The following is a 24,883-nucleotide window of genomic DNA, read 5'->3' on the forward strand; positions in this document are numbered from 1 at the left end:
GGAGCCTACGCAGCCGCGTCCGGGCCCAGGACGCCGGTGTCGTAATCGTCCCGCGCCTCGGTGATCCGCGACCCGTGGGCGCGGGCCCACGCGCAGGCGGTGTCGAGGGGGCCGAGCAGGGAGCGGCCGAGGTCGGTGAGGGCGTACTCGACGCGGGGCGGGTTCTCGTCGTACTCGGTCCGGGAGACGAATCCGTCGCGCTCCATGGCGCGCAGGGTCTCGGTCAGGACCTTGGGGGTGATCCAGTGCAGCGGCTCGCGCAGTTCGGTGAAGCGGCGGGGACGGCCGTCCTCCAGGCAACGCAGCACCATGGCGGTCCACTTGCCGCCGACGCGGATGGGGCGGGGGGCGGAGTCTGCGCAGTCGTCGAACACGGGTCGGACGCTAGCCCAGTACCGTTGAAGTAACCAGGGACCCTCGCTCTACGGTCGCCGACATGAGCGACGACACGAGCAATGACGCGGGCACTGGCGCGGGCACTGGCGCGGGCAGTGACACGGACAAGAAGATCATCGTTTTCGGGGCGGGCGGACGCGTGGGCCGGGCCGCGGTGGCCGAGGCGGCGGCCCGTGGCCACCGGGTGACGGCGGTGGTGCGCGACCCGGCGAAGTACGCGGACCTGGAGGACGGGGTCGCGGTGACGGTGGTACGGGGCGATGTCACGGACGCGGAGTCGGTGGCGCTCCTCGCCTCCGGGCACGACGCGGCGGTGAACGCCTCGGTCCGCCTGGACGTGCCCTCGGCGGAGTACTTCACCGCGGCCGCCCGGGCCCTGGTCACGGGCCTGCGCCGGGCGGGCGTGGGCCGGCTGCTCACCCTCGGCATCGCGACCACGCTGGAGACCGAGCCGGGCGTGCGTCTGATGGACGCACCCGAATTCCCCGCGGAATGGCGGGCGTTCGCGCAGGGCCATGTGGCCGAGTTCGAGCTGCTCACGGCCGAGGCGGGCCCGGAGCTCGACTGGCTGATGGTGGTGCCGCCCCTCGACCTGGCCCAGGACGCGCCGCCGACCGGCCGCTACCGCACGGCGATCGGCACGGTCCTCGACGGCCCGGGCCGCATCGCCCACACGGACCTGGCCCTGGCCCTCCTGGACGAGATCGAACGGCCTCGGCACGGGCGGGTGCAGCTGGCGGTGTCCGTCTGAACCCGAGCCCTCGCACATGCCCCCGGACACCTGGGCGGGCACCTAGTGCTGTGACCGCATAGGTTCACCGGGTTGCCTTGGCCAGTGGCGACAGCTCGTGCGGCGATCATGGTGGGCAGTGATCTCAAATTCGGCTGCGCCGGAGGCACTCATCTGCGAGAGTCACGCGCTGTGAACAGTGATCGCGTTGTACTTCGGCAGGCCGTTGACTCTGACGCGCTCGGCATGGCCGAAGTGTGGCTGCGGTCCTTCGCCGCCGCGCTGCCGGCCGTGCGCCGCGCGCACAACGATGACGAGGTACGGAACTGGTTCTCGCACGTGGTGGTACCGCAATACGAGACCTGGGTGGCGGTCGGCGGGGGCTCCGTGGTCGGGCTGCTGGTACTCGACAAGGGCACGGAGCTGGAGCAGCTCTACCTCGATCCGTCGTGGCGCGGCCAGGGACTGGGCGACCGGTTCATGTCCCTGGCCAAGCGACAGCGCCCGCAGGGACTGGAACTGTGGACGTTCCAGGTCAACAAGCCGGCGCGACGGTTCTACGAGCGGCACGGCTTCATTGCGGTTGAGCGAACCGACGGACTGCGCAACGAGGAACGAGAGCCGGACATCCGCTATATCTGGCGGCCTTGAGTAGCAGGACAGGCTGCGAACACCGGTCAGGCGGCCGTCGCCAGGGGGCGTCCTCCCCAGCGGATGCCTTTCTCGCTGCGGATGCGTGCTCGTTCGCGTCGCTGGGCGGCCAGGACGTCTGGATGGCGGGCGTTGTTGTTCCGCCGGCGCAGGTAGGCATGCAGGGCCCGGGTCTGGACGGAGTGGTTCGGATGGTGCGAGTTGGCCAGGGTGAACTGCCGCAGCGGCCCGAAGTGGGCCTCGATGGGATTGGCCCAGGATGCGTAGGTGGGTGTGAAGCACAGCTCGACCTTGTTCTTCGCCGCCCACCTGCGGATCTTCCGGTTCAGATGGGCCGAGAGGTTGTCGAGGATCACGTAGATCGGGGCGCCGTCGGGTCTGGCGGCGCGGATCGACCGAAACGCGGTTCAGGTGTGCTCGATGCCCTTGCGGCGCCGGTTGACCCCCCACATCTGGTCGTCACCGACCGAGTAGCAGCCGTGGAAGTAGGTGATGCCGTGGGTGCGGCGATAGGTGGCCGGCAGCCGGTCGGGGCGGCCCTGTTCAGCCCAGCAGGAGCCGGCGGTCGAGCGGATGCCGAGCGGGCCGAACTCGTCGAAGGCGAACCTGCGGTCCGGCCGCTCGTTGAGCGCGTACTCGATCCGGTCCAGCTTGGCGTCGAAATTCGGGTCCGGCGACTCCTTCCAGGTCTTCGTTCGCTGGAAGGAAATCCCGCGCCGGACCAGTAAGCACCGCAGGGCCTCGCGGCCGATCCGGACGGGCCGGGCGATGTTGCGTCGCAGGTGGTCGGCGAGTTTGCGGATCGACCATCGGGTGAAGGGCTTGCCCAGCTTGGTCGGGCGGGTGGTGGCCGTCTGGATGACGAAGTCCTCGTCGTCACGACTGAGCAGGCGGGGACGGCCTCCCGCCCAGTGAGGGTTGAGGCATGCGAGCCCCATCTCGTTGAACTTGTGGATCAGGTCGCGGACGGTGTCCTCGTCCGCCTGGACAAGACGGGCGATCACCGGGACCGTGCTGCCGCCGGCCGAGGCCAGCAACATCATCGCCCGCCGGAACCGCACAGAGCTGGTACTGCCCCGCCGCACGATCTGCTGAAGTTTCTGTCCCTCCTGCTCAGTGAGCCTGCGGACCCTGACCAGTGGTGCCATCCCGTCTCGCCAGGCTGGTTGGAAGCGTCGTCACTTCCAACCAGCACAACGAGCAACCCGGCAAACCTTCTCGGTCACCGCACTAGACGGGCACCAGCGCGCAGCGCGTGACCAGCTCGTCCATCGACAGGCCGAGGACGCCGGCGAGCGCGGCGACGGTGAAGAAGGCGGGGGTCGGGGCGCGGCCGGTCTCGATCTTGCGGAGGGTCTCCGCGGAGAGGCCGGCCGCCGCGGCGATCTCGGCCATCGAGCGGCCGCCGCGCGCCTCGCGCAGGAGCCGGCCGAGCCGCTCGCCGCGCTCGCGCTCTTCGGGGGTCAGGGGTGTGCGCACCATGGCACCCATTCTAATACCGGTATAGTAATTGGCATGGTGGAGATCAAGACGGATGCGAACCTGCTGCTCATGCGCGAGGCCGGGAGGGTGGTGGCACAGGCCCTGGAGGCCGTACGGAAGAGGGCGGCGCCCGGGGTGACGCTCGGCGAGCTCGATCGGGTGGCGCGGGAGGTCCTGACGGCGGCGGGGGCCGGGTCGCCGTTCCTGGACTACCACCCCGACTGGGCGCCGGTGCCCTTCCCGGCGGTGGTCTGCCTCTCGGTCAACGACGCGATCGTGCACGGCATCCCGGACGGCACCCGGCTCGCGGACGGCGATCTGCTGAGCGTGGACTGCGGGGCGGTGCTCGACGGCTGGGTCGGCGACGCGGCCGTGAGCCTCGCGGTCGGCCGGGCCCGCCCCGAGGACGCCCGGCTGATCGACACGGCGTACGAGGCCCTGGAGGCGGGCATCGCCGCGGCACGGGTCGGCAACCGGGTCGGCGACATCGCGCACGCGATCGGCCGGGTCTGCCGACGGGCGGGCTACGGCATCCCGGACGGCTTCGGCGGCCACGGCGTGGGCCGCACGATGCACGAGGGCCCGGACATCCCCAACGAGGGGCGCCCGGGCCGTGGCATGCCGCTGCGACACGGGATGGTGATCGCGATCGAGCCGATGCTGATCGCCGGCGGCGGCGACCACCACTACACGGCCGGGGACGGCTGGACCGTCCGTACGATCGACGGCTCGCGCGCGGCCCATACCGAGCACACCGTCGCGATCACGGACGACGGCCCGCGCGTCCTGACGGCTCTTTAGAAGCTGCTCGGCGGGGCCCCTACGGCGCCGGCTTCACCACCATCGCCGAGCCGCCGCCCCGGCGCACCGTCTCCGCGGCGGCCAGCCAGCGCCCGTCCGGCAGCCGCTGGACGCCGGTGGCCGCGCCGATCTCCGGGTTCTGCCGGAAGGCGTGGCCGAGCGCTTCGAGCTCGGCCCTGACCGGGCTGTTCCACAGGCCCGGTTCGAGTTCGGTGGTGGCCTGGTTGCGCTGGCTCGCCCGGGGCGCGGCGATGGCGTCGACGAGCGGCAGGCCGCGGTCCACGACCCCGGTGAGGGTCTGCAGGACGGTGGTGATGATGGTCGCGCCGCCCGGGGAGCCGAGCGCGAGCACCGGCCGGCCGGCCTTGTCGAGCACGATCGTCGGCGACATCGAGGAGCGCGGGCGCTTGCCGGGGCCGGGCAGGTTGGGGTCGTGCACGGCCGGGTTCGCCGGGGCGAAGGAGAAGTCGGTCAGCTCGTTGTTGAGCAGGAAGCCGCGGCCGGGGACGGTGATGCCGCTGCCGCCGGTGGACTCGATGGTGAGGGTGTAGGAGACGACGTCGCCCCACTTGTCGGCGACGGTGAGGTGGGTGGTGTTCTCGCCCTCGTACGTGGTCGGGGCCGCCGTCCCGCCGCTCTTGCAGGGCACCGGGTCGCGCGGGTCGCCGGGGGCGAGCGGGCTGGTCAGGGCGGCGTCGTCGCGGATGAGGCAGGCGCGGGAGTCGGCGTACCGCTGGGAGAGCAGTCCGCGCACGGGCACGTCCTCGAAGGCCGGGTCGCCCACCCAGCGCCCGCGGTCCGCGAAGGCGATCCGGCCGGCCTCGATGAACCGGTGGAGGTAGCGGGTCTGCGAGGCGCGGGAGAGGTCGGTGCCCTCCAGGATGTTGAGGGCCTCGCCGACGGTGGTGCCGCCGGAGGAGGACGGGGCCATCGAGTAGACGTCGAGGCCGCGGTAGGAGACCTTCGTGGGGCGGCGCTCGATGGTCCGGTAGGCGGCGAGGTCGCCCTCCGTCAGGTCGCCGGAGCGGACCACCCGGGTGGCTCCCGCGCGGACCGGCGGGTTTTGGACGGTGTCGACGATGTCGCGGGCGATCGGCCCTTCGTAGAGCGCGCCGACGCCCTGCCGGCCCATCTTCTCGTACGTACGGGCGAGGTCGGGGTTCTTGAACGTCGAGCCGACCACCGGCAGGTGGCCGCCCGGCAGGAAGAGGGCGGAGCTGGCCGGGAAGTCGCGGAAGCGGGCCTCGTTGGCGGCGGTCTGGGCGCGGAAGGTGGCGTCCACGGTGAAGCCGTCGCGGGCGAGGCGCTCGGCGGGCCGCAGGAGCGTGCGGAGCGGTTTGCTGCCCCAGGCGTCGAGGGCGGTCTCCCAGGTGGCGGGGGTGCCGGGGGTGCCGACGCCGCGGCCGCTGGTCATGCCCTCCTCGAAGGGGATGGGCTTGCCGTTCTCGACGAAGAGCTGCGCGTCCGCGGAGGCGGGCGCGGTCTCCCGGCCGTCGATGGTGTGGACCGTACGGGTCTTCGCGTCGTAGTGGACGAAGTAGCCGCCTCCGCCGATGCCGGCCGAGTACGGCTCCGTGACCCCGAGGGCGGCGGCCACGGCGACGGCGGCGTCGACCGCGTTGCCGCCCTGGCGCAGCACCTCGATGCCGGCGGCGGAGGCGTCGGCGTCGACGCTGGCGACGGCGCCGCCCCAGCCGGTGGCGACGGGCACCTTGGCCGGGGTCGGGGTGCCCGTCGGCGGGGCGGTCGCCGGCGGGGCGGCGGCCCCGACCGCCAGCACCGTCGCGGCGACGGCCACGATCGACCCGTTACGTACGGCGGAACGACGCATCCCTACCTCCAGTCAACGACCGTCCGCGCAGCGTAACTTCCCTTCCCGTCTTCCGTCAGGACCGCCTGTCGAACGGTCACCCGATCGCCGCTAGCATGCGCGCCCATGAACGAAGACCTGTGGAACGTCGTCCTGGGTGTCCTGGCCACCGGAGTCAGCGGCTCCCTCGGCTGGCTGGCCCGCACCTACCTCTGGCGGCGACGGCTCCGCAGGAAGCAGGCCTTCTTCGGGCTGCCGACGGGCTCCGAGTGCCTGTTGGTGGTGAACCGCCAGGCGGGCAACGAGCGTGCCGTGCACGCCACCGACGTGTCGGCGCTGCTCGAACTGTCCGCCCTGATCAAGGACTGCGGTGCGCGGCTGCGGATCGTCCAGCACGACACCGCCCGGCGGGGGCTGGGCGAGACGGCGGAGTTCTGCATCGGCGGCCCCTACTCGAACCACCGCATGGCCGCCCACCTGTCGAATCTGCTGCCGGGGTTCACGATGAACGTGGAGTCGGAACCACGGGAGGACCGGGGCATGTTCAGCGTCGGCGGCCAGACCTATCGCGCACAGTGGGGCGTCGCCGAGTACGTCGTCCTGGCCCGGCTGACGGGCGGCGAGGGCGAGCGGCCGCTGTTCCTGCTCTGCGGCCAGGCCGCGGTCAGCAATCAGGCGGCGGCCCGCCATCTGTCCCGCCACCACGAGGCACTGGCCCGCACCTACGGACGGAACGGCACCTTCGCGCTGCTGCTGAAGGTGATCAACTCGCAGGCGTACGGCCCCGATGTGGTGGAGGTGGTCGCCGACATCACCCGCGAGGCGCGCACGGCTCCACCCGCACCGGCAGCGACTTGATCCCGTTGATGAAGTTGGAGACGAGGCGCCGGGGCGGCCCGGCGAGCTCCAGGTCGGCGCAGGCCGCCCGCACCTCCTCGTACAGGATGCGGAGCTGGAGCCGGGCGAAGTGGGCACCGAGGCAGACATGGGGGCCGTCGCCGAAGGAGACGTGCGGGTTGGGGGTGCGGGCGAGGTCGAGGCGGTGGGGGTCGGCGAAGACCCGCTCGTCGTGGTTGGCGGAGGCGTGGAAGACGACGACCTTGTCCCCCGCGGCGATCGGCACTCCGGCCAGCTCGGTGTCCCGGACGGCGGTGCGCCGGAAGGAGAGCACGGGCGGGTGGACGCGCAGGAGCTCGTCGACCGCCGTGTCCATGCCGACCTTCCCCTCCCACAACTCACGTCGCCGGTCCGGGTGTTCGGCGAGGGCGAGCAGTCCGCCGGGCGCGGCACTACGGACGGTGTCGTTGCCCGCGACGGTCAGCAGGAAGAAGAACATCTCCAGTTCGGCGTCGTGGAGTTCACCGGTGGCGAGCGTGGTCATGACGTCGTCGGCGGGGTGTGCGCGCTTGTGGGCGGCGAGCTGTTGCGCGTAGGCGAACATCTCGGCGAGCATGGCGGGTGAGCGGGGGTTGACCGGCCGTCCCCCCGCGTCGAGGACGGGCGGCTCGTCGGGGTCCTGGTAGGCGATGACCCGCTCGGTCCAGGTGTGCAGCAGCCCCCGGTCGCTCGCGGGCACGCCGAGCAGATCGGTGAGGTTCAGCAGCGCGTAGTCGTCGGTGACGGCCCGCACGAGGTCCACCTCGTCTCCCGACTCCCGTGCCGCGTAGAGGAGTTGGCGTGCGCGCCGGCGCGCGGTGTCGGCGAACCGCTCGATCCGCCCCGGCGTGAAGGCCCGGCTGACGAGCCGCCGGAGCCGTCCGTGGTGCGGGGGGTCCTGGTTGAGCATCATCCGGCGGATGAAGGGCAGGTCGGCGGGGTCGGAGTCGCGGATCTGGGTGGCGCCGAGGTACGAGGAGAATCCGGCGGCGTCCTTGAGCACCCGTACGACGTCGGCGTGCCGTGTCACGGCCCAGAAGCCCGGCCCGGCGGGCCAGCCGAGGACCTCGTACTCCTCCTGGCGTGCGACGGGGTGGTGGTCGCGCAGGGCCCGGAAGCGGTCGTGCGGGATGCCGGAGGCGTAGATCCGCGGGTCGAAGACGTCGGGGACGGTCCCGGGGGCGATCTCAGGGACCGTCTCGGGGGCGCCGATGGCGTCGGGTGCCTCGCTCGGGTTCTCCACCGGCCCTCCCGTCGGGGTGAAGACGTCACCATCATGACAGGTCAGGGCCGTTTTTCGTAGGACGGAACGCACAGTTCGAGAGCCTTGTCCGGCCTGTGTCCCGACTCCCAGAATCTCCCTTCGTGAATCACCCGGAGAGCAGGGGGAACGTGGCGGACACGGAGAAGATCGATCAGGACGCGGTGCTGCGGGCGCGGGTGCTGCTGCTGGGCTCGGGCCGGCTGAGCACGTGGGAGTGCGTCGGTGCGTACCGGGTGCTCGCGCGGGTGAGCCCGCGGGCGTATCTGCCCCGGCTGATGGACGCGCTGTTGGGTCGGGGGTACGAGCTCGACGATCCGGAGGTGCGGGTCCGGCTCTTCGCCGAGGCGGTGGACGCGGCACGGCGGATCGAGGGCGACGCGCGGCCGGGGCGGCTGGCCCGCGCGCTGGGGGCGTACGAACGGGCGCTGTTCGCCGCCGGCAGGCGGGCGGAGGGGCGTGCGGTGTGCGAGGAGTCGGCCGGGGCCGGGGCGTACGGGAGGCTCGCGCTGGTGCTCGCGGAGGAGGGGCGGCACGCGGAGGCGGCCGCGCTGTACGGGCGGCACGTCGGGCGGGAGGGGGCGGACGCGTCGGAGTGGAGTCTGATCGAGTGGGCGGCCGAACTCGACGCGGCGGGGCGGCGCGAGGAGGCGCTCGAGGTGTTCGCGCGTCTCGTGGCCGACAGGCGGCGCGGGGCGAGGGAGGACCGGGCCCCGCTGGCCTCGCTGGTGTGGATGGTCGCCCATCACGCCGGGATGCTCCTGGCCGCCGGGCGCCCGGCCGAGGCGGCCGAGGCGCGGCGGGAGGCGCTGACGGTGCTCACGCGTCTCGCGAGCGAGGGTGAGCCCGTGAGCTGGAGCAACATCCAGGCGTGGTGGGTCACCCTGTTCGTCCTGTCGGGCAGGCCGGACGAACCGGCGGCCACCGCGGACGCGCCGATGCCGCCGTTCGGGGCCTATGTGGTCCACGGCTGGTCGCCGGACACGAGGGAGTCCTACGTCGCCTCGATTCCTTCCTTCGAGCGGGAGGTCGCCGCCCTGCGCGCCTCCGGTGACCTGCGCGGCCTCGTCACGGTCCAGCGCCGCCTGACCCTCCGTCGGGCCCTGCGGTGGGAGACCGAAGGCCGCCGGGCCGAGGAGACGCTCCGTCCGGTCCTCGACGAGGGCGTGGCCCTGGCCCGCCGGCTGCCCGGCGACGAGCCGTCGGCGCTCGCCCGCGCCCTCACCGACCGCGCCCTGTTCCTGCTCGCCGTCAAGCGGTACGCCGATGCCCGGCGGGACTTCGCGGAGGCCGTCGCCCTCCAGGACGGCCCCGCCCGACCCGTATCGCCCATCTCACATCCGACATCACAGAAATAGGGCACATGTACGGAACCATCTCCGGTCGCCGGGACTCTCACCTCCCGTAAGAGATCACCACCGGAGGTCGTTCCCGTGAACCGCATACCCGTGCCCGCCCTGCTCGTCACCACCGCCCTGGCCCTCACGCTCGGGGCGTGTTCCGGCGGGCCGGGCGGCTCGGGCGGCGGTTCCGCTCAGGACGCGCCGAGCACCAGGATCGCGGTGAACCTGACCGGGCAGCAGGCGAAGGCCGGGGCGCCTGTGGTGGTCACGCTCACCGAGGGGCCGCGGCTCCAGCAGGTGACGGTGACGGACTCCAAGGGCGGGAACCTGGCCGGGAAGGTGTCGGCCGACGGCAGGACGTGGACCTCCCAGCGGCCGGCGGCGCCGGGGACCTCGTACGCCGTGGAGGCGCGGGACACCGGCGGCGGCAGTGCGAAGGCGGACTTCGCGACGGCCGCGCCCGCGAAGGTGAACAAGCTGAGCCTGGCGCCCGGCAAGAACACCACGGTCGGCATCGCCCAGCCGCTGTCGATCGTCTTCGACCACCCGGTGAAGGACAAGGCGGCCGTGGAGCGGCGGCTGAAGGTCACCACGTCGAACGGCACCGAGGGTTCGTGGGGCTGGATGCAGGACTGGTCGGGCAAGGACCGGGTGGACTGGCGGCCGAAGGAGTACTGGAAGCCGGGCACGAAGGTCACCCTGGACGCCGAACTGAACGGCGTCGACTCGGGGGCCGCCGGCGGCTGGTTCGTGCGCGACTACACCACCACTTTCACGGTCGGCCGCGCCCAGGTCGTCAAGGTCGACCTCGACGGCCACCGGCTGAAGCTGCTGCGGGACGGCCAGGTGGTGAAGGACGTGGCCATGTCGGCGGGGACGCCCGGTGGCGAGAAGGCGTCCTGGCGGGGCACGACGGTCCTGATGTCCAAGGAGGGCACGATCAACATGCGCTCCGAGACGGTCGGTCTGGGCGATGCCTACGACAAGATGGTCGACTACTCGATGCGGCTGACCTGGTCGGGGATGTACGCGCACGCGGCCCCCTGGAACGCGGCCTATTTCGGCAACGCGAACCGCAGCTCCGGCTGCATCGGCATGAGCGACGCGAACGCCGCGGCCGTGTACGACGCGGTGCAGGTCGGGGACCCCTTCGAGATCACCGGGGCGGACGCCAAGGGCACGCAGGCGCTGAACAACGGCTACGGCGAGTGGAACCTGTCCTGGGCCGACTGGCAGGCCAAGAGCGCGCTGCGCTGACGGCGCCCCGAGAACGGGATTCCGCCAATCGTTACTCATGCGTAACATACCGACCGGTTACCACGGGTAAGCCGTCGCGGTTACCGTCGGGTCACTTTCACTGCCCCCCATTCAGTGAACCAGTGAGGAGTGACCCGTGCGCACAGCCCTGACCCTCGCCGTCTCGGCCGCCCTCGTCGCCGGCACGGCGCTCGGGCTCGCCCCCGCCGCCCACGCCGACACGTCCGACGCCGAGACCCAGGCCGCCGGCTCCATCCGCTTCGTCGACATCGCCGGGGACGGCGGCACGATCCTCAAGGCCAATGTCATCACCCCGGCCGGCGCCGGCGACTCCGCCCGCTACCCGGTGATCGTGCTGCCCACGAGCTGGGCCATGCCCCAGATCGAATACCTGGCGCAGGCGCAGAAGCTCGCCGACTCCGGCTATGTCGTGGTGAGTTACAACTCGCGCGGCTTCTGGCAGTCCGGCGGCGAGATCGAGACCGCGGGACCCAAGGACGTCGCCGACGCCTCCCTGGTCATCGACTGGGCCCTGGCGAACACCCCGGCCGACCCGGCCAGGGTCGGCATGGCCGGCGTCTCCTACGGGGCCGGGATCAGCCTGCTCGCCGCCGCGCACGACAAGCGGATCAGGGCGGTCGCCGCGCTCAGCGGCTGGGCCGACCTCATCGACTCCATCTACAGCGGCCGCACCCAGCACCTCCAGGCCGCCGCCCTGCTCGGCGGCGCCGGCCATCTCACCGGGCGACCCGGCCCCGAACTCCGGCAGATCCTCGGCGACTTCCTCTCCTCCAACCTGGACAAGGAGAGCGAGATGATCGCCTGGGGGCGCAAGCGCTCCGCGGCGACCTACGTCGACGCCATCAACGCCAACCGCCCGGCGATCATGCTCGGCAACGCCTGGGGCGACACCATCTTCCCGCCCAACCAGTTCGCGAGCTTCTACGAGAAGCTCACCGGCCCCAAGCGCCTGGAGTTCCGCCCCGGCGACCACGCCACCGCCGAGGCCACCGGTCTGCTCGGGCTGCCCAACGACACCTGGACCAGCGCCCGGCGCTGGTTCGACCACCACCTCAGGGGCGCCGACAACGGCGTCGACCGCGAGCAGCCGGTCCGCCTCAAGCCGCGCTCCGACGCCGGCTACGAGAGCTACCCCGACTGGAAGTCCGTGGGCGCCGACCAGCGGAAGTTCGCCCTCGGCGACTCCGAACACCTTTGGGCGAACGTCGACTCGGGCGCCAACGGCGGGATCGTGATGCTCTCCAACCTCCTGGACCAGTTCTTCCAGGCCCCGCCCGTCGCCTCGATCCCGCTGCTCCCCCGCGCCTTCGCCGGGGTCTGGCAGTCCGAACGCTACGACTCCCCGCAGCGGGTGCGCGGCACGGCGCGGCTGCACACCACGGTCACGCCGACCGCGTCGAGCGGCACCTTCGTCGCGTACCTCTACGACGTGGGGCCCCTCGGCATGGGCAAGCTGATCAGCAACGCCCCCTACACCTTCCACGACAAGGCGCCCGGCAAGCCGTTCCCCGTCGACCTGGAGCTGTTCTCCACGGCGTACGACGTACCGGCCGGGCACCGGCTCGCCCTGGTCGTGGACACGGTCGACCCGCTGTACATCGAGCACAACCCGACCGGCGCGCAGCTGACCTTCTCCTCCCCCGCGGCCGACCCGAGTTATGTGTCGGTACCGCTGCGGAAAGAGTGATCACCGGCTGCTGCCGGGCGGGCAGGGCCCGTGCGGGGGCTACTCGCGGCCCGGCAGCAGCGTGGCCGGTTCGGCGGGAGCGACGTCCGTGGCTCTCGTCCGGGGGCTGCGCCGCTCCCGCTTCGCCACCCAGGTGGCGAACCAGGAGAGCAGGACGCACATCCCGATGTAGATCGGCGAGATCACCATCACGACCGGGATGAAGGGCAGATCGTAGTCCAGGTTGGAGGCGATCAGCTTGCCCGCGTGCAGGAACTCCTCGTAGGTGATGAGGAATCCGAGCGAGGTGTCCTTCAGCGCCACCACCAGCTGGCTGATGATGGCGGGCAGCATCGCCCGCACCGCCTGCGGCACCAGGACGTAGGTCATCACCTGCGTCTTGCGCATGCCGAGCGCGTACGCCGCCTCCCCCTGGCCGCGCGCCACCGCGTGGACACCGGTGCGGAAGACCTCGGCGAGCACCGAGCCGTTGTACAGGGCGAGCCCGGCGACCAGGGCGGGCAGCGGCTGCACCTTGAGCGCCACGAAGATGAAGAAGATCATCACGAGGACGGGCATGGCGCGGAAGAACTCCACGAACAGGGTGGAGGTCCAGCGGAAGACCCGGTGCTCGGAGAGCCGTCCGGTGGCGAGGACCGCGCCGAGCGCGAGGGAGAGCACCGAGGCGTACGCGAAGGCCTTGAGGGTGTTGCCGAGGCCGCGCAGCAGGAGTTCCTGGATGCCCTCGTACGCGAAGGGCGACCATTTGGAAGCGGTGAACTGGCCGCTGTCGAAGAGGAGGTAGAGAATCCAGGCGACGATCCCGAGGAGGGCGGCGGTCGAGATCAGACCGTAGAGGAGATGGCGTCTGCGGGTGCGCGGGCCCGGGATGTCGTAGAGCGCGGTGGAGGCGGTGGTCATCGGGCGACTCCCCAGCGGCTCTCCAGGAAGTGGAAGAGCGCGCTGATGGCGAGGGTGATGATGAGGTAGCCGACGGCGATCCAGACGAAGGTCCAGATGATGTTGTAGCCGAGCTCGCTCAACGTCTTGTAGGTGCCGAGGAGTTCGGTGACGCTGAACGCCCCGGCGATGGCCGAGTTCTTGGCGAGGGCGATGAGGGTGGAGCCGATCGGCGGGATGACCGAGCGGAAGGCCTGCGGGAGGATCACGTTGCCGAGGGTCTGGCCGAAGGTCATGCCGAGGCTGCGGGCGGCTTCGCCCTGACCGAGCGGCACGGTGTTGATGCCCGAGCGCAGCGCCTCGCAGACGAAGGCGGAGGTGTAGCAGCCGAGCGCGAGGACCGCGAACAGCCGGAAGGGCAGCACGATGCCGAAGCGGGGCAGGCCCAGCATCACCGCGAAGAAGAGCAGGGTGAGCGGGGTGTTGCGCAGCACCGTGACCCACACGGTGCCGAAGACCCGGAAGGAGCCGACCGGCGCGGCCCGGAAGGAGGCCATGAGGAAGCCGAGGGCGAGGGCCAGGAGCGAGGCGTAGACGGTGAGTTCGACGGTGCCGAGGAAACCGTCGCCGTAGGTGGAGAAGTTCTCCGTCAGGACGTCCATGAAAGGGCGGTGCTCCTTCCTCAGCTCGCCGGGTAGCGGTCGATGGCGGGCGGCGTCGGGGCGGGCACCCCGGAGAGGCCGAGGGTCACGTCGTAGGCCTTCTTCCAGTCGCCGTTCTTCTCGTGGGCGGCGAGGGCGTCGTCGAGGGCGAAGCGCAGCGCGGTGTCGTCGTGCGGGACGCCGATGCCGTACGGCTCCTCGGAGAAGGGCTTTCCGGCGATCTTGAGCTCGTCGGGGACCTTGGCCGCGTAGCCCATGAGGATGGTGTCGTCGGTGGTGACCGTGTCGACCTGGTAGGTGAGCAGGTTGTCGACGCAGACGGAGTAGGTGTCGTACGCGACGAGGTCGGCCTTCGGGTACTCCTTCTGGATGCGCTGGTACGGCGTGGAGCCGGCGGCCGAGCAGACGCGCTTGCCGTCGAGGTCCTGGGGTCCGGCGATGTCGTTCTCGTCGGTGCGGACGAGGAGGGACTGGCCGGCCGTGTAGTAGGGGCCGGCGAAGCCGACGAGCTTCTTGCGGTTGTCGTTGATGGTGTAGGTGCCGACGTAGTAGTCGATCTGACCGTTCTGCAGGGCGGTCTCGCGGTTGGCCGAGGCGATGGTGCGGAAGCGGATGCCGGCGGGGTCGAAGCCGAGGGAGGCCGCCATCATGCGCGCGATCTCGATGTCGAAGCCGGAGTAGGTGCCGGTGGCGGGGTCCTTCTCCCCCATGTAGGGCTGGTCCTCCTTGGCGCCGACGACCAGGTGTCCGCGCTTCTTCGCCCGGTTCCAGGTGGGCGAGTCGGGCAGCGTGAAGCCCGACCGCACCTGGTAGACGGGGAGTTGGCCGGGCTTGGGGCCCTTGACGGGCGGGCTGCCCTCCTTGCCGCACCCAACGCCGGCGAGGACGGCGGCGAGGAGGAGGGCGAGCGCGGCGAGGGTCCGTTGCGTACGCTGCATGCTTCCGCTCCCGTCAGTGCGTGAGGATCTTGGACAGGAAGTCCTTGGCCCGCTCGCTGCGCGGCGCGGTGAAGAAGTCCTCGGGGGTGCGGTCCTCGACGATCCGGCCGTCGGCCATGAAGACCACGCGGTGGGCGGCGGAGCGGGCGAAGCCCATCTCGTGGGTGACGACGACCATCGTCATGCCCTCATCGGCGAGCTGCCGCATGACCTCCAGGACCTCGTTGATCATCTCGGGGTCGAGCGCCGAGGTCGGCTCGTCGAAGAGCAGCGCCTTGGGGTCCATGGCGAGGGCGCGGGCGATGGCGACGCGCTGCTGCTGGCCGCCGGAGAGCTGGGCGGGGAACTTCTCCGCGTGCGCGGCGAGGCCGACCCGGTCGAGGAGCTCGCGGGAACGCCGGTCCGCCTCCTCCTTCCTCCGCTTGCGGACCTTGATCTGGGCGAGGGAGACATTGGCGAGGACGGTCTTGTGCGCGAAGAGGTTGAAGGACTGGAAGACCATGCCGACCTCGGCGCGGAGCCGGGCGAGCGCCTTACCCTCCTCGGGGAGGGGCCGGCCGTCGATGACGATCTCGCCGGACTCGACGGCCTCCAGGCGGTTCATGGCCCGGCAGAGCGTCGACTTCCCGGAGCCGGACGGGCCGATGACGACGACGACCTCCCCGCGACCGACGGTGAGGTGGATGTCCTGGAGGACGTGCAACGTGCCGTAGTGCTTGTTGACGCCCCGCAGTTCGATCAACGGTTCGCGATCGACGACGGCCATGTGCTGCCCTGCCCCCTGTGTTCTCAGCTGGTGTCGAGGTCAGCGCAAACTATCCAGCAGAAATAGGGACTTCACGCCCGACACGCATGAAAGGGGGATAAGCCGTATTTACCGCAAAGCGGATGTGTCGGGAGGGTCGGGGGGTCAGGACTCGGCGGCCTCGGCATAGACCTGGGAGAGCTCGGGAGTCCCGGTCGTGGCCCAGTCGAGGCCCGCCTCCACCACGTTGATCTCCCGCCCCGAGGCGAGCAGGACCACCGGCTGGCCGTCCGGCCGCAGCCGCCAGCCGGCACCGGCCACGGTGCGCACCAGGACCGTGCCCAGATAGAGCCCCGCGTCGTTGCCGACCCAGGGCAGCTCCTCCGGGTCGTCCCGCCAGCGCGGCGGGAGCTGGTCGAGGGCGGTGAGGGAGCGGGGCGTGTCGTCGAGTGCCACTCCGGACTCCTGGGCGCGGGCGCGCAGCAGCGCGCACTCGGCGAGCAGTTCGGCCGCGCCCGCCGGGTCCCGGTCGAAGACCGAGACCAGCGGGGACTGCTCGGTCTCGTGCCGCTTGAGCCAGTTGTCCAGGAACGGGATGTTCATCCGACCAGCGTCGCACCCCGCCTCCGCGGGCACCACCCGGCGCGCGGAGATCGTCCCGGCCCCCGGCCTCGGACGTCCAAGTCCCCGGTCTCAGACGTCGAGGTCGACCACGACCGGAGCGTGGTCGGAGGCACCCTTGCCCTTGCGCTCCTCACGGTCGACATAGCCGTCCTTGACGGCGTCCGCGAACGGCTTGTTGCCGTAGACCAGGTCGATGCGCATGCCCTTGTTCTTCGGGAAGCACAGCTGGCGGTAGTCCCAGTACGTGAACGGGTGGTCGTACTTCAGCGGCCGCGGCACCACGTCGCTCAGGCCGGCCTCCCGCAGCCCGGCGAGCGCGGCCCGCTCCGGCTCGGTGACATGGGTGGCGCCGTCGAAGAGGCTGATGTCCCAGACGTCCTGGTCGGTCGGGGCGATGTTGAAGTCGCCGAGCACGGCGAAGGGGCGCTCGCCGGCCGCGTCGTCGGCGACGGCGGCCTTCAGCGCCTCCAGCCAGCGCAGCTTGTACGCGTAGTGATCGTGGGCGACCTCGCGACCGTTCGGCACGTAGACCGACCAGACGCGGACCGGGCCGCAGGTCGCGGAGATCGCCCGCGGCTCCTGGACGCCCTCGTAGTCCGGGCCGCCGGGCAGCCCGGTGACGACGTCCTCCAGGCCGACCCGGGAGACCAGGGCGACCCCGTTCCACCGGCCCGTGGCGTTGACCACCGACTCGTATCCCAGCTCGCGCAGGTGCTCGGTGGGGAACTGCTCGGCGGTGCACTTGGTCTCCTGGAGGCACAGCACGTCCGTGCCGCTGCTCTCCAGCCAGGCCAGGAGCCGGGGCAGCCGGGCGGTGATCGAATTGACGTTCCAGGTGGCGATGCGCATGAGCGCAAGCCTAGCCGGGGGGTGTGACAAGGGGCGGCTGCCGCCTCTGGCGGCGTTCCGCCGGAGCGCCGCTAGACCTCCGTGGAGGTGCCGGGGGCGAGCCGTCGGTGGTCGGTGCCGGCGAGGGCGCCGATCTGGCGGTCGTAGATCGGCCGGGCCAGGTCGGTGAGCAGGGCGTCGTGGATGTCGTAGGCGCGGACCGGCTTGACCTCCCGCACGTAGTCGATCACCTCGGAGATCTTGTTCCACGGTGCCATGACCGGCAGGAACAGGGTCTCCACCGGCCGGTCCGGCACGGTGAGGGCGTCCCCGGGGTGGAAGAGGGCCCCGTCGATCAGGAAGCCGATGTTGGTGACGCGCGGGATGTCGGGGTGGATCACGGCGTGCAGCTCGCCGTGCACCTGGACGTCGAAACCGGCCGCGGTGAAGGTGTCGCCGTCGCCGACCGTGCGGACCCGGCCGGGGAACGCCGCCGACAGCTGTTCGGCGACGCTCCGCAGCGTCCACACCTCCGCGGCCGGGTTCGCCTCAAGGGCGGCCCTCAGCCGTCCCTCGTCGAAGTGGTCGGGGTGCTCGTGGGTGACGAGGAGGACGTCCGCGCCGAGCGCGGCGTCCTCCTCCGTGAACATCCCGGGGTCGATGACGAGCGTCCGTCCGTCCTTCTCCAGGCGGACGCAGGCGTGGGTGTTCTTCGTCAGCTTCACGGCCGCAGCCTACGCCTGGGGGGTGGTCTCCTCCTTGACCACACGGCCGACGACCCGCAGCGCGCTCTCGGCCGCGGGAAGGCCGCAGTAGACGGCGGTCTGGAGGAGGATCTCCTTCAGCTCGTCCGGGGTCAGACCGCTGCGCAGCGCGGCCCGGGTGTGGTCGGCGAGGGCCTCGTGGTGGCCGCCGGCGATCAGCGCGGCGAGGGTGACGGCGCTGCGGGTACGCCGGTCGAGGCCGTCACGGCTCCACACCTCGCCCCAGGCGAAGCGGGTGGCGAGGCCCTGCAGCTCGGTGCCGAAGTCGTCGGCGAGCGCCGCGTCCACCCGGGCGTCGCCGAGCAGCTCGCGGCGGAGCCTGATCCCCGTCTCGTACGGGTCGGGGCGCGGCTCCTCGTCCTCCTCGGCGGCCGGGGCGGGGGCGATCTCGCCGGCCGGGAGGACGGGCACGGAGACCGGCGGCACGGGCGGGGCGTTCAGCGCGCCGGTGCTCTCGTGGGACAGGTCGGCGAAGTGGCCGGTGAGCAGCTCCGTGACGGCGGCGGGCTGCTCGACGGGCGCGAGGTGGGAGGCGCCGGGGACGACGGCGAGCCGGGCGTCGGCGATGCCCGCGACGAGGGTGCGGGCCTCGGCGGGTCCGGTGATCCGGTCGTCGGCACCGACCAGGATGAGGGCGGGCACGCCGATCCGGCCGAGCGCCTCGCGCACGTCGAAGACGGCGAGGGCCTCGCAGGCGGCGATGTAGCAGCCGGGGTCGGTGGTGCGGACCATCTGCACGGCCCAGTCGACGATCGCGGGCTGGGCGCCGGCGAAGGCCGGGGTGAACCACTGCTCGGGCGCGCTGCGGGCCATCGGTTCGAGACCGTTGGTGCGCACGATCACCCCGCGCTGACGGAACTCGTCGGCGGTGCCGAAGCGGGGCGAGGTGGCGACGAGGGCGAGGGAGGCGACCCGCTGCGGGGCCCGCAGCGCGAGGTCGAGGCCGACCGCGCCGCCGAGGGCGCAGCCCGCGTAGCCGAAGCGCTGGACCCCGAGCTCGTCGAGGGTGGCGAGCAGCCGGTCGCCGAGCTCGGCCACGGACGCGGCGGGATGGGCGGGCGCCCCGCCGTGCCCCGGCAGGTCGAAGCGGACGACCCGCCAGCTGCGGGAGAGCTCGGGTATCTGGCGGTCCCACATGTGCCAGGTGGTGCCCAGCGACGGCCCCAGGACCAGGACCGGAGCGTCTTCTCGCCCGTCAACGCGGTATTGCAGGGTGTTCGTCGGTGTATCGCTCACCCGCAAGACCCTCTCATCTCCGGCGCGGGCCCTGATGACCGGGGCCACGACTACGCCATCGTGAGCAGATGGCAGCCATCCAGGGCAACGCAGCCGTTTTGAGGCATCGGACGATCTCGGGCCGGCCCTCCTTGATGCGGCGTCGCGAGCAGCCGACGTGGGCTTCGACGGCCCGAGGAATACGCGGCCGGGCTCAGAACGCCTGCTCGATAGGGGACTCAAGGTGGGGATACAGGCGGGCGACCTCCTTGAGGGCTTCAAGGGGAGAGGCGGCGGCGATGGTGCTGGAGGCGCAGGAGAAGGCGAACCACAGGTCGTTGGTGGCGCTGTCCGCGATCTCGATACCAGCGCCGTCGGCCCCAGACAACCATCCGAAGGTCTGGGGTGTCTCGGGTGCCGCGATGACAACCGTCTTCCCGCGGCCCTTGGCGTAGCCGATCTCGACGAGCGTGCCGTAGGCGGTGAGGTCGTCGAGCCAGGCGAACACGATGTCTGCCGTGTCGATGGCCGAGAGGCAGAGTTCCCGTACCTGATTCCTCTTGGGCAGGTTCTCGTAGGTGAAACAGCGAACAGCGCCGTCGTTGCCGCAACCGTGGGTACTGGGGCCGTGGCCACAGCCGTGGTCGTCGCTGACGAAGTACGGGCCGACGTAGTCGAAGAGGCCGAGAACACTGCGCTTCAGGACGGGCCACGGCTCGGAGGGGTGTTCATCGTCGACCGCCCAGGCTCCGCGGAGCTGGTAGCCGATCAGGTCGTGGCGCCAGTCGCCTGGGCCGATCTTTCCGGCGAGATAGATGGACGGCATGGGAGCTCCTGAGCGGGTTGGCGCTGGTATGTGGTGTGACGGTACGACGGGGGTGGTCTGCCCGTCCGGGGTTCGCGCAGTCCGTCACCGGATGACGCGACCGTCGCGCTGGTGCGGGACGGCGTCGAGGTACGGCCCACGCCACACCCTCACTGGCGGCGCCTGACCCCGAGCACGCCGCAGAGCGGGCGAGTCCTCACGGCAGTTCCCAGGCCTGCAGCCAACCGCTGCTGGTGGAGACGAACATCGTGCGGTCCCCGACGGCGGGTTGCCCGCGGTTCTCTTCGCTCCACCACGTCGGTAGCCGGGCCGCGGTCCGGTGGGTGAGCGGATCCCATCCGTGCAGGACCCCCGTACGGTCACTGGCCCAGATGCGCTCGCCCGCCATGAACGGCGAGGTGGTGAAGGCGCCCCCCGCACTCTTGCGCCACAGCTCTCCGCCGGAGAGCGGTTCGAGGACGACGAGACGCCCCGGGTCGGACGCGGCGATGTACACGGCGTCGTCAGCGACCAAGGGGGCCGTACTGATGCGTCGGGCAACCCGAACGTCCCACAGCGGCTGCCCACTTTGCGCGTTCCAGGCCAGTGCCCGGCCGCACCGGGTGGTCAGATGAACCGTCGCGCCCGCGTGCACCGGGGCGGCTGCCGCTTCGCCGGTGAGCTCTCGGTGCCATCGAGGCGTTCCACTGGCGCGGTCGAGGGCGACGAGTTGCCCCTGGCGATCCGCCGTGTCGAGAACGACCATGAGAATGTGTTCGCCGGCACTCCAGTGCGCGACGGAGCACGAGCCACTCGACCAGCTCCACACCGTGCGGCCGCTCAACGCGTCGAATGCGGCGAGAACCTGTTGCACGCGCGCGAAGGCCGAGGGGGTGTTCATGAGGGCGAACACCATGCCGCCGTAGGCCAGGGGCGGAGCTGCGACCTGATGCTCCCCAGCACCCGACCACAGCGCATCCCCCGCGGCGACGTCGTAGGCACTCAGCCCGGTCATGGGGTGCGCGGCGAACAACACCCCGTTCGATACCGTCACCAGGCCGTCCTGCATGCGCAGGCGCAACGGCGCACTGCGTTGGCCGGAGCGCAGATCCCATGCCCGGGCATGGCCCGATGGGTCGGAGGCGAAGCACGCTCCGCCTGCGATCACCGCGCTGTGGCCGCCGCCGGCCTTCTTGCCCCAGCGCTGGCGGCCGGAGTCTGCATCGAAGACGAGTGTCCAGCAGCCGTCGACAACCACCACGGCGTTGTCGTGCACCTGGGGCTGGTGTGCTGCCCCGGACAACAGGCGAGTCTTCCACCGCATCCCGGGTCGCGCACGGCGCCGCTTCGGCCGTGGCGTTCGGGCCGCTGCCGGCGTGGGCTCAGCATCAGTGGGGGGCGCCTGCGCTGGGGCGAAACAGCCAAGTCCTTGAAGGTCAGCGTGCAGCCGGGAGATGTCGACCACCGCGCCGCTGGGAGCGTAGGAGCCCACTCGCTCCGCGAGATGGGCGAACAGGGTATGCGCCGCGTCATTACTGCGCTGGGGCGTCACGATGCGCAGTCGTTCGACGCTGTAGGTACGGTCCGTACAGTCAGCGCCTTCCAGGCGCATCTCGATCAGACGCAGGGCCGACAGCAGCCGCCAGGTCTCCCGTGACGCCTGTGTCGACGACTCGGAGGTCAGGGAAGCGACGATGGCTTCCACCTGGGTCAGCCGGTTGCGAACCGCCGCCTTCACACTGCCCGGACGGCGCAGCCGATCCTGCCACTCCGTCCAACTACCCGCCGCCGCGGCCGCCTCAGCGAGCGCTTTGACCTGCTGGGCGGGTAGACAGGAGGGCGCCACGGCCAGGGCGAGTTTCCAGCGGCCGCTGTCCACCAAGGGCCGCTTGGCACGCGCGACGTGCAGGAAGTCGCCGATGAGCTTGACGGAGTCCGCCTCGCTCGGCACGAGTTTCGGCCGCCTACGCACCCCGATGGACACGGCAACTTCCGTTGCGTTCGGCGCTGTCCCGACCACAACGATGTCGTCCACGCGGCTGACGGAGCGCGCCTGGAATCGGATCCGGACCGGTGTCACGGCGTCACCCAGACCGGGCACCGGGGTTCCCGTCAGCAGATGCGACAACAGCACCGCTCCGAAGCGGTGTTCCAGGACGGTCCCCCCTCCGCCGGTGGAGTAAGGGCCCGCGCCGATTGGCTCCGGCGATCCGGGTTGCTGCACCCCGGCGTGCTGGAGGGGCATCACGAGCGGGTTGCCGTGAGGACGACCGTGGGACATGACCCTCCGCAGGCGGGAAACACATTGCGCGGCGTGAGGCCATCGGATCAACGTGCCGTTGGTGCATGACCCCCGCCTGGACAACGCGCCACCGGCCGCTGGGTTACCGAGCTCTCCGCGAGGCGGGCGCCGGAAGGCAGGTCGTCGCGATCGGCCTGGTGTCGCCGCCGCCGTCGAAGGAGGCGCCGGTGGCCGTGGTGGGCGGGGTCCCGGCCGATGGCCGCGTAGGACATCGTCACCGGCTCGCCCGCGCGGACGACGGTGCCGCCGATCTCGACGTCCTGCCGTCGGGCAGCGGAACGGGCTGGGACCTCCTCCGGCCTCGCCCATCGGCAGCGGTACGGCGAAGCCGGCCTTCAGGACGGCCGGCTCGCGGGGGTGGTGGCGAGCCGGTCGAGGAGGTTCGTCGAGGATCTGCCGGATCCGGGGCCCGCAGGGCCTCCACCCGGAGCGGGATGGAGGCCCGTGAGGCCACCGGGTGGGACGGGTCCCTGGCGTGCTCCTGGCGGCCCGGCGGGCGCGGGGCCCGGTCAGCTCGGCGGGGGCCAGGTGAGGACCGCTTCGTTCTGGCGGGTGAACGTGGACAGCGGGGCGAGGCGGAAGTAGAGGTCGCGCATCCGGGACTTCACCGGGTCCTCCAGCTGCTCGGTCTCGCTGAGCGCCCGGGCCGCCGCGACCAGGCCCTCGGTCCGCGGTCGGCGCTCGTCCTCGTAACCGCGCAGGGCGGCGGCCGGGTCCGTCGTGTCCCTGAGGTGCCGGGCGAGGACGACGGCGTCCTCGATGGCGAGCGCCGCGCCCTGGCCGAGGCTCACGAGCATCGGGTGCGCCGCGTCCCCCAGGAGGGTCACGCGTCCGGTGCCCCACTGCCGCAGGAAGGGCCGGTCCTGGGCGGTGATCCTGACGATGGTCTCCTCCGGGGTGACCCGGATCGCCTCCCGCACCTCGTCGGCCCAGTCGGCGAAGAGGCCGGCGAGGCCCTCCTTGCCGCGCCGCAGGCGCCCGGAGGCACCCGGAGGGACGTTCTTCGTCGCCCACCAGTACGCGCGGCCGTGGCCGATGTCGGCGAGGCCGAAGCGCTGGCCACGGCCCCAGTAGTGGGCCGCGTAGCCCTCGGTCAGCCGGGGGTGGTCGAAGGGCACCGTCGCCAGCCAGCAGGCGTAGTTTCCGGGCCGGGGCCGGTCGGCGCCGCCCGGCACCTGCCGGCGGATCGTGGAGTTGAAGCCGTCCGCCCCGATCAGGACGTCGCCCGAGGCCTTCCGCCCGTCCTCGAAGGTCACCTCGACGCCGTCGTCTCCGGTGACGAACTCCTTGGCCACGGCGCCGAATTCGATGACCCGGTCGTCGCCGACCGCCTCCAGCAGCGTCTGCTGGAGGTCGGCCCTGTGCACGGCGTAGTTCGACGCGCCCAGCCGTTCCGCGAGCTCGCGGAACGGAAGCGCCCTGATCAGCCGGCCGCGCCGGGTGAGGAACCTCAGCTCGTCGAAGACCTCACCGCGCTTGTCCAGACCCGGCGCGATGTCGATGTCCAGCTCGCGCAACGCCAGGATCGCGTTGGACATCAGGGAGACCGCCGTGGTCCCCGGACGCAGCTCGGGAGCCCGTTCGAAGACCTGGACCTCGACGCCGGCCCGGCGCAGCGTGGCCGCGGCCGCCAGCCCGCCGATCCCGGCCCCGATGACGAGGGCCCTGCGTGTGGAGTGCCGCGTCATGTCGCTCAGCCCGCCGCGGGCTTGCGGGCGCGCAGGATGACGTCGAACCGCCCGGGGTACTGGCGGTCCACCGGCTCGAAGCCCGCCTCGGTGTACCACTGCTCGAAGTCCCGCGGCGTGTAGGTGCGGCCCTCGGGCGAGGCGACGGTCTGGACGTACGCCGACATGAAGGCGGCGTGCAGAGGGCCGGTCTCGTCGTCGTCCTGGGCGCAGGCGACGATCACCATGTGGCCGCCCGGCTCCAGCGCGCGGTAGGTCTTCGCGAAGAGGTCGCGGACCTGCTCCGGGGACCAGATCTCCAGGAACCGGGAGAAGACGACGCAGTCGTGGGCGGCCGTGGGGAACTCGTCCCGCATGATGTCGGTGCCGACCGCGCGGACCCGCTCGGACAGCCCGACCTCGGCGATCCGGTCGTTCGCCATCTTCGCCACGTTCGGCAGTTCGAGGATGGTCGCCTGGAGGTGCGGCCATCGCTGGGCGAAGCCGATGGCGTTCGTTCCCGTTCCGCCACCGACGTCCAGGACGCGGTGGTACGAGGAGAAGTCCACGGCGTCGGTGAGGTCCTTGACCACCGAGCGGCTCTGGTGCTCCATCATCGCGGTGAACACCTTCTCGAGGTTCTCGTCCTCGGCGAGTCGCTCGTAGAGGGTGGTGGCCGACGAGCCGGCGAGCAGTTCGCGGTGCAGACCCAGATTCTCGTTCTGCACCAGGGATTCATAGAGCCAGCCCACCGGCCGGTACAGCATCTCGTGCGTATAGCGGACGATGACGGGCATGAAGGCGTCCTGGTCCCCCGCCAGGATATCGGTCGCGGGGGTGTTGTGATATCCGTCGCCGTCCTTGCGTACGAGCTCGAAAGCGGTGCAGCCCAGCATCAGCACATGCCCCGCGCGCTTTTCCAGTCCTAACCCCTCGGATATCTCTTCGAGGGTGCTGCCCGGCTTCTCCTTGAGGAGGGTGAACAATTCCAGGCGCTGTGCGGCATGCAGGAACGGGAACCGGAAGCTCGTGTACACGAGTTTCCACAGCTCGTCCATCGCGGTCGCCGACGGTTCGGTCATGGTGATCCTGATCCTCTTCACAAGATGGCGGGCCTCAGGTGCGGACCTTCGATGCAA

The 24,883-nt window shown here is 71.3% G+C and carries 23 protein-coding genes and 1 pseudogene; 7 read left to right on the forward strand and 17 right to left on the reverse strand.

Annotated elements, in window-relative coordinates; translation table 11 throughout:
- Positions 1-5: 5 nt before the first annotated feature.
- Positions 6-374: a winged helix-turn-helix transcriptional regulator gene (locus ACFY7C_RS06120; protein ID WP_389644434.1), complete on the reverse strand. Its 369-nt coding sequence runs from the start codon at positions 372-374 to the stop codon at positions 6-8.
- A gap of 62 nt (positions 375-436) precedes the next feature.
- On the opposite strand from ACFY7C_RS06120, the gene ACFY7C_RS06125 reads away from it, so the two are divergent.
- Entirely contained in the window at positions 437-1,147 is a 711-nt protein-coding gene (locus ACFY7C_RS06125; protein ID WP_389644437.1) for an NAD(P)-dependent oxidoreductase, read from the forward strand.
- A 225-nt stretch (positions 1,148-1,372) separates the two neighbouring features.
- Positions 1,373-1,777 (forward strand): GNAT family N-acetyltransferase, encoded by a 405-nt coding sequence (locus ACFY7C_RS06130; RefSeq protein WP_389644439.1) that lies wholly within the window; start codon positions 1,373-1,375, stop codon positions 1,775-1,777.
- 26 nt (positions 1,778-1,803) lie between these two features.
- Here ACFY7C_RS06130 and ACFY7C_RS06135 read toward each other — a convergent pair.
- Together ACFY7C_RS06135 and ACFY7C_RS06140 are read right to left on the reverse strand one after the other, a co-directional pair.
- A pseudogene (locus ACFY7C_RS06135) lies at positions 1,804-2,925 on the reverse strand (IS630 family transposase).
- An 82-nt stretch (positions 2,926-3,007) separates the two neighbouring features.
- The gene (locus ACFY7C_RS06140) at positions 3,008-3,259 is read right to left on the reverse strand and encodes a helix-turn-helix domain-containing protein (RefSeq protein ID WP_389644442.1); all 252 of its coding nucleotides are present in this window, start codon (positions 3,257-3,259) and stop codon (positions 3,008-3,010) included.
- 33 nt (positions 3,260-3,292) lie between these two features.
- Between ACFY7C_RS06140 and map the strand changes: the two genes are divergently transcribed.
- On the forward strand, positions 3,293-4,060 hold the full coding sequence (map, locus tag ACFY7C_RS06145; RefSeq protein ID WP_389644445.1) for a type I methionyl aminopeptidase: 768 nt from the start codon (positions 3,293-3,295) through the stop codon (positions 4,058-4,060).
- A 19-nt stretch (positions 4,061-4,079) separates the two neighbouring features.
- Here map and ggt read toward each other — a convergent pair whose 3' ends face one another.
- Positions 4,080-5,891 carry a gamma-glutamyltransferase gene (gene ggt, locus ACFY7C_RS06150; RefSeq protein ID WP_389644448.1) on the reverse strand — a complete coding sequence of 604 codons (1,812 nt, stop codon included), beginning with the start codon at positions 5,889-5,891 and terminating at the stop codon, positions 4,080-4,082.
- A gap of 105 nt (positions 5,892-5,996) precedes the next feature.
- Here ggt and ACFY7C_RS06155 point away from each other — a divergent pair, with 105 nt between their 5' ends.
- Positions 5,997-6,728, forward strand: a complete 732-nt coding sequence (locus ACFY7C_RS06155; protein ID WP_389644451.1) for a hypothetical protein — start codon at positions 5,997-5,999, stop codon at positions 6,726-6,728.
- Here ACFY7C_RS06155 and ACFY7C_RS06160 read toward each other — a convergent pair.
- Complete coding sequence (locus tag ACFY7C_RS06160) at positions 6,682-7,959, reverse strand: cytochrome P450 (RefSeq protein WP_389645994.1); 1,278 nt, start codon at positions 7,957-7,959, stop codon at positions 6,682-6,684. The genes ACFY7C_RS06155 and ACFY7C_RS06160 overlap by 47 nt on opposite strands.
- A gap of 179 nt (positions 7,960-8,138) precedes the next feature.
- Here ACFY7C_RS06160 and ACFY7C_RS06165 point away from each other — a divergent pair, with 179 nt between their 5' ends.
- The 3 genes from ACFY7C_RS06165 (at position 8,139) to ACFY7C_RS06175 (ending at position 12,315) form a co-directional block, all read left to right on the forward strand.
- Positions 8,139-9,365 (forward strand): hypothetical protein, encoded by a 1,227-nt coding sequence (locus ACFY7C_RS06165; protein ID WP_389644454.1) that lies wholly within the window; start codon positions 8,139-8,141, stop codon positions 9,363-9,365.
- A gap of 75 nt (positions 9,366-9,440) precedes the next feature.
- Entirely contained in the window at positions 9,441-10,607 is a 1,167-nt protein-coding gene (locus ACFY7C_RS06170) for an Ig-like domain-containing protein (protein ID WP_389644457.1), read from the forward strand.
- 136 nt (positions 10,608-10,743) lie between these two features.
- Positions 10,744-12,315, forward strand: coding sequence for an alpha/beta fold hydrolase (locus tag ACFY7C_RS06175; RefSeq protein WP_389644460.1), 1,572 nt, complete (start codon positions 10,744-10,746; stop codon positions 12,313-12,315).
- 39 nt (positions 12,316-12,354) lie between these two features.
- Here ACFY7C_RS06175 and ACFY7C_RS06180 read toward each other — a convergent pair whose 3' ends face one another.
- From ACFY7C_RS06180 to ACFY7C_RS06235, 12 genes are all read right to left on the reverse strand, one after another.
- Entirely contained in the window at positions 12,355-13,215 is an 861-nt protein-coding gene (locus tag ACFY7C_RS06180) for an amino acid ABC transporter permease (protein ID WP_389644463.1), read from the reverse strand.
- The gene (locus ACFY7C_RS06185) at positions 13,212-13,856 is read right to left on the reverse strand and encodes an amino acid ABC transporter permease (protein ID WP_389644466.1); all 645 of its coding nucleotides are present in this window, start codon (positions 13,854-13,856) and stop codon (positions 13,212-13,214) included. Before ACFY7C_RS06185 ends, ACFY7C_RS06180 begins: the two co-directional genes overlap by 4 nt.
- Positions 13,857-13,876: 20 nt before the next feature.
- Entirely contained in the window at positions 13,877-14,794 is a 918-nt protein-coding gene (locus tag ACFY7C_RS06190; RefSeq protein ID WP_389644469.1) for a glutamate ABC transporter substrate-binding protein, read from the reverse strand.
- 13 nt (positions 14,795-14,807) lie between these two features.
- Complete coding sequence (locus ACFY7C_RS06195) at positions 14,808-15,560, reverse strand: amino acid ABC transporter ATP-binding protein (protein ID WP_389644472.1); 753 nt, start codon at positions 15,558-15,560, stop codon at positions 14,808-14,810.
- A gap of 144 nt (positions 15,561-15,704) precedes the next feature.
- Positions 15,705-16,142 (reverse strand): DUF6278 family protein, encoded by a 438-nt coding sequence (locus tag ACFY7C_RS06200; protein WP_389644474.1) that lies wholly within the window; start codon positions 16,140-16,142, stop codon positions 15,705-15,707.
- Positions 16,143-16,232: 90 nt separating this feature from the next.
- Positions 16,233-17,012, reverse strand: a complete 780-nt coding sequence (locus ACFY7C_RS06205; RefSeq protein ID WP_389644477.1) for an exodeoxyribonuclease III — start codon at positions 17,010-17,012, stop codon at positions 16,233-16,235.
- Positions 17,013-17,083: 71 nt separating this feature from the next.
- Entirely contained in the window at positions 17,084-17,716 is a 633-nt protein-coding gene (locus ACFY7C_RS06210; RefSeq protein WP_389644480.1) for an MBL fold metallo-hydrolase, read from the reverse strand.
- A 9-nt stretch (positions 17,717-17,725) separates the two neighbouring features.
- The gene (locus tag ACFY7C_RS06215) at positions 17,726-18,991 is read right to left on the reverse strand and encodes an alpha/beta fold hydrolase (RefSeq protein WP_389644482.1); all 1,266 of its coding nucleotides are present in this window, start codon (positions 18,989-18,991) and stop codon (positions 17,726-17,728) included.
- A 193-nt stretch (positions 18,992-19,184) separates the two neighbouring features.
- Positions 19,185-19,796, reverse strand: coding sequence for a nucleoside 2-deoxyribosyltransferase (locus tag ACFY7C_RS06220; RefSeq protein WP_389644485.1), 612 nt, complete (start codon positions 19,794-19,796; stop codon positions 19,185-19,187).
- A gap of 196 nt (positions 19,797-19,992) precedes the next feature.
- Positions 19,993-22,020 (reverse strand): PQQ-binding-like beta-propeller repeat protein, encoded by a 2,028-nt coding sequence (locus tag ACFY7C_RS06225; protein WP_389644488.1) that lies wholly within the window; start codon positions 22,018-22,020, stop codon positions 19,993-19,995.
- A 566-nt stretch (positions 22,021-22,586) separates the two neighbouring features.
- Positions 22,587-23,765 carry an FAD-dependent monooxygenase gene (locus ACFY7C_RS06230; protein WP_389644491.1) on the reverse strand — a complete coding sequence of 393 codons (1,179 nt, stop codon included), beginning with the start codon at positions 23,763-23,765 and terminating at the stop codon, positions 22,587-22,589.
- Positions 23,766-23,770: 5 nt separating this feature from the next.
- Complete coding sequence (locus ACFY7C_RS06235; RefSeq protein ID WP_389644494.1) at positions 23,771-24,826, reverse strand: methyltransferase; 1,056 nt, start codon at positions 24,824-24,826, stop codon at positions 23,771-23,773.
- Positions 24,827-24,883: the final 57 nt, after the last annotated feature.

The sequence above is a fragment of the Streptomyces sp. NPDC012769 genome, from assembly GCF_042901205.1.
Taxonomy (GTDB): Bacteria; Actinomycetota; Actinomycetes; order Streptomycetales; family Streptomycetaceae; genus Streptomyces.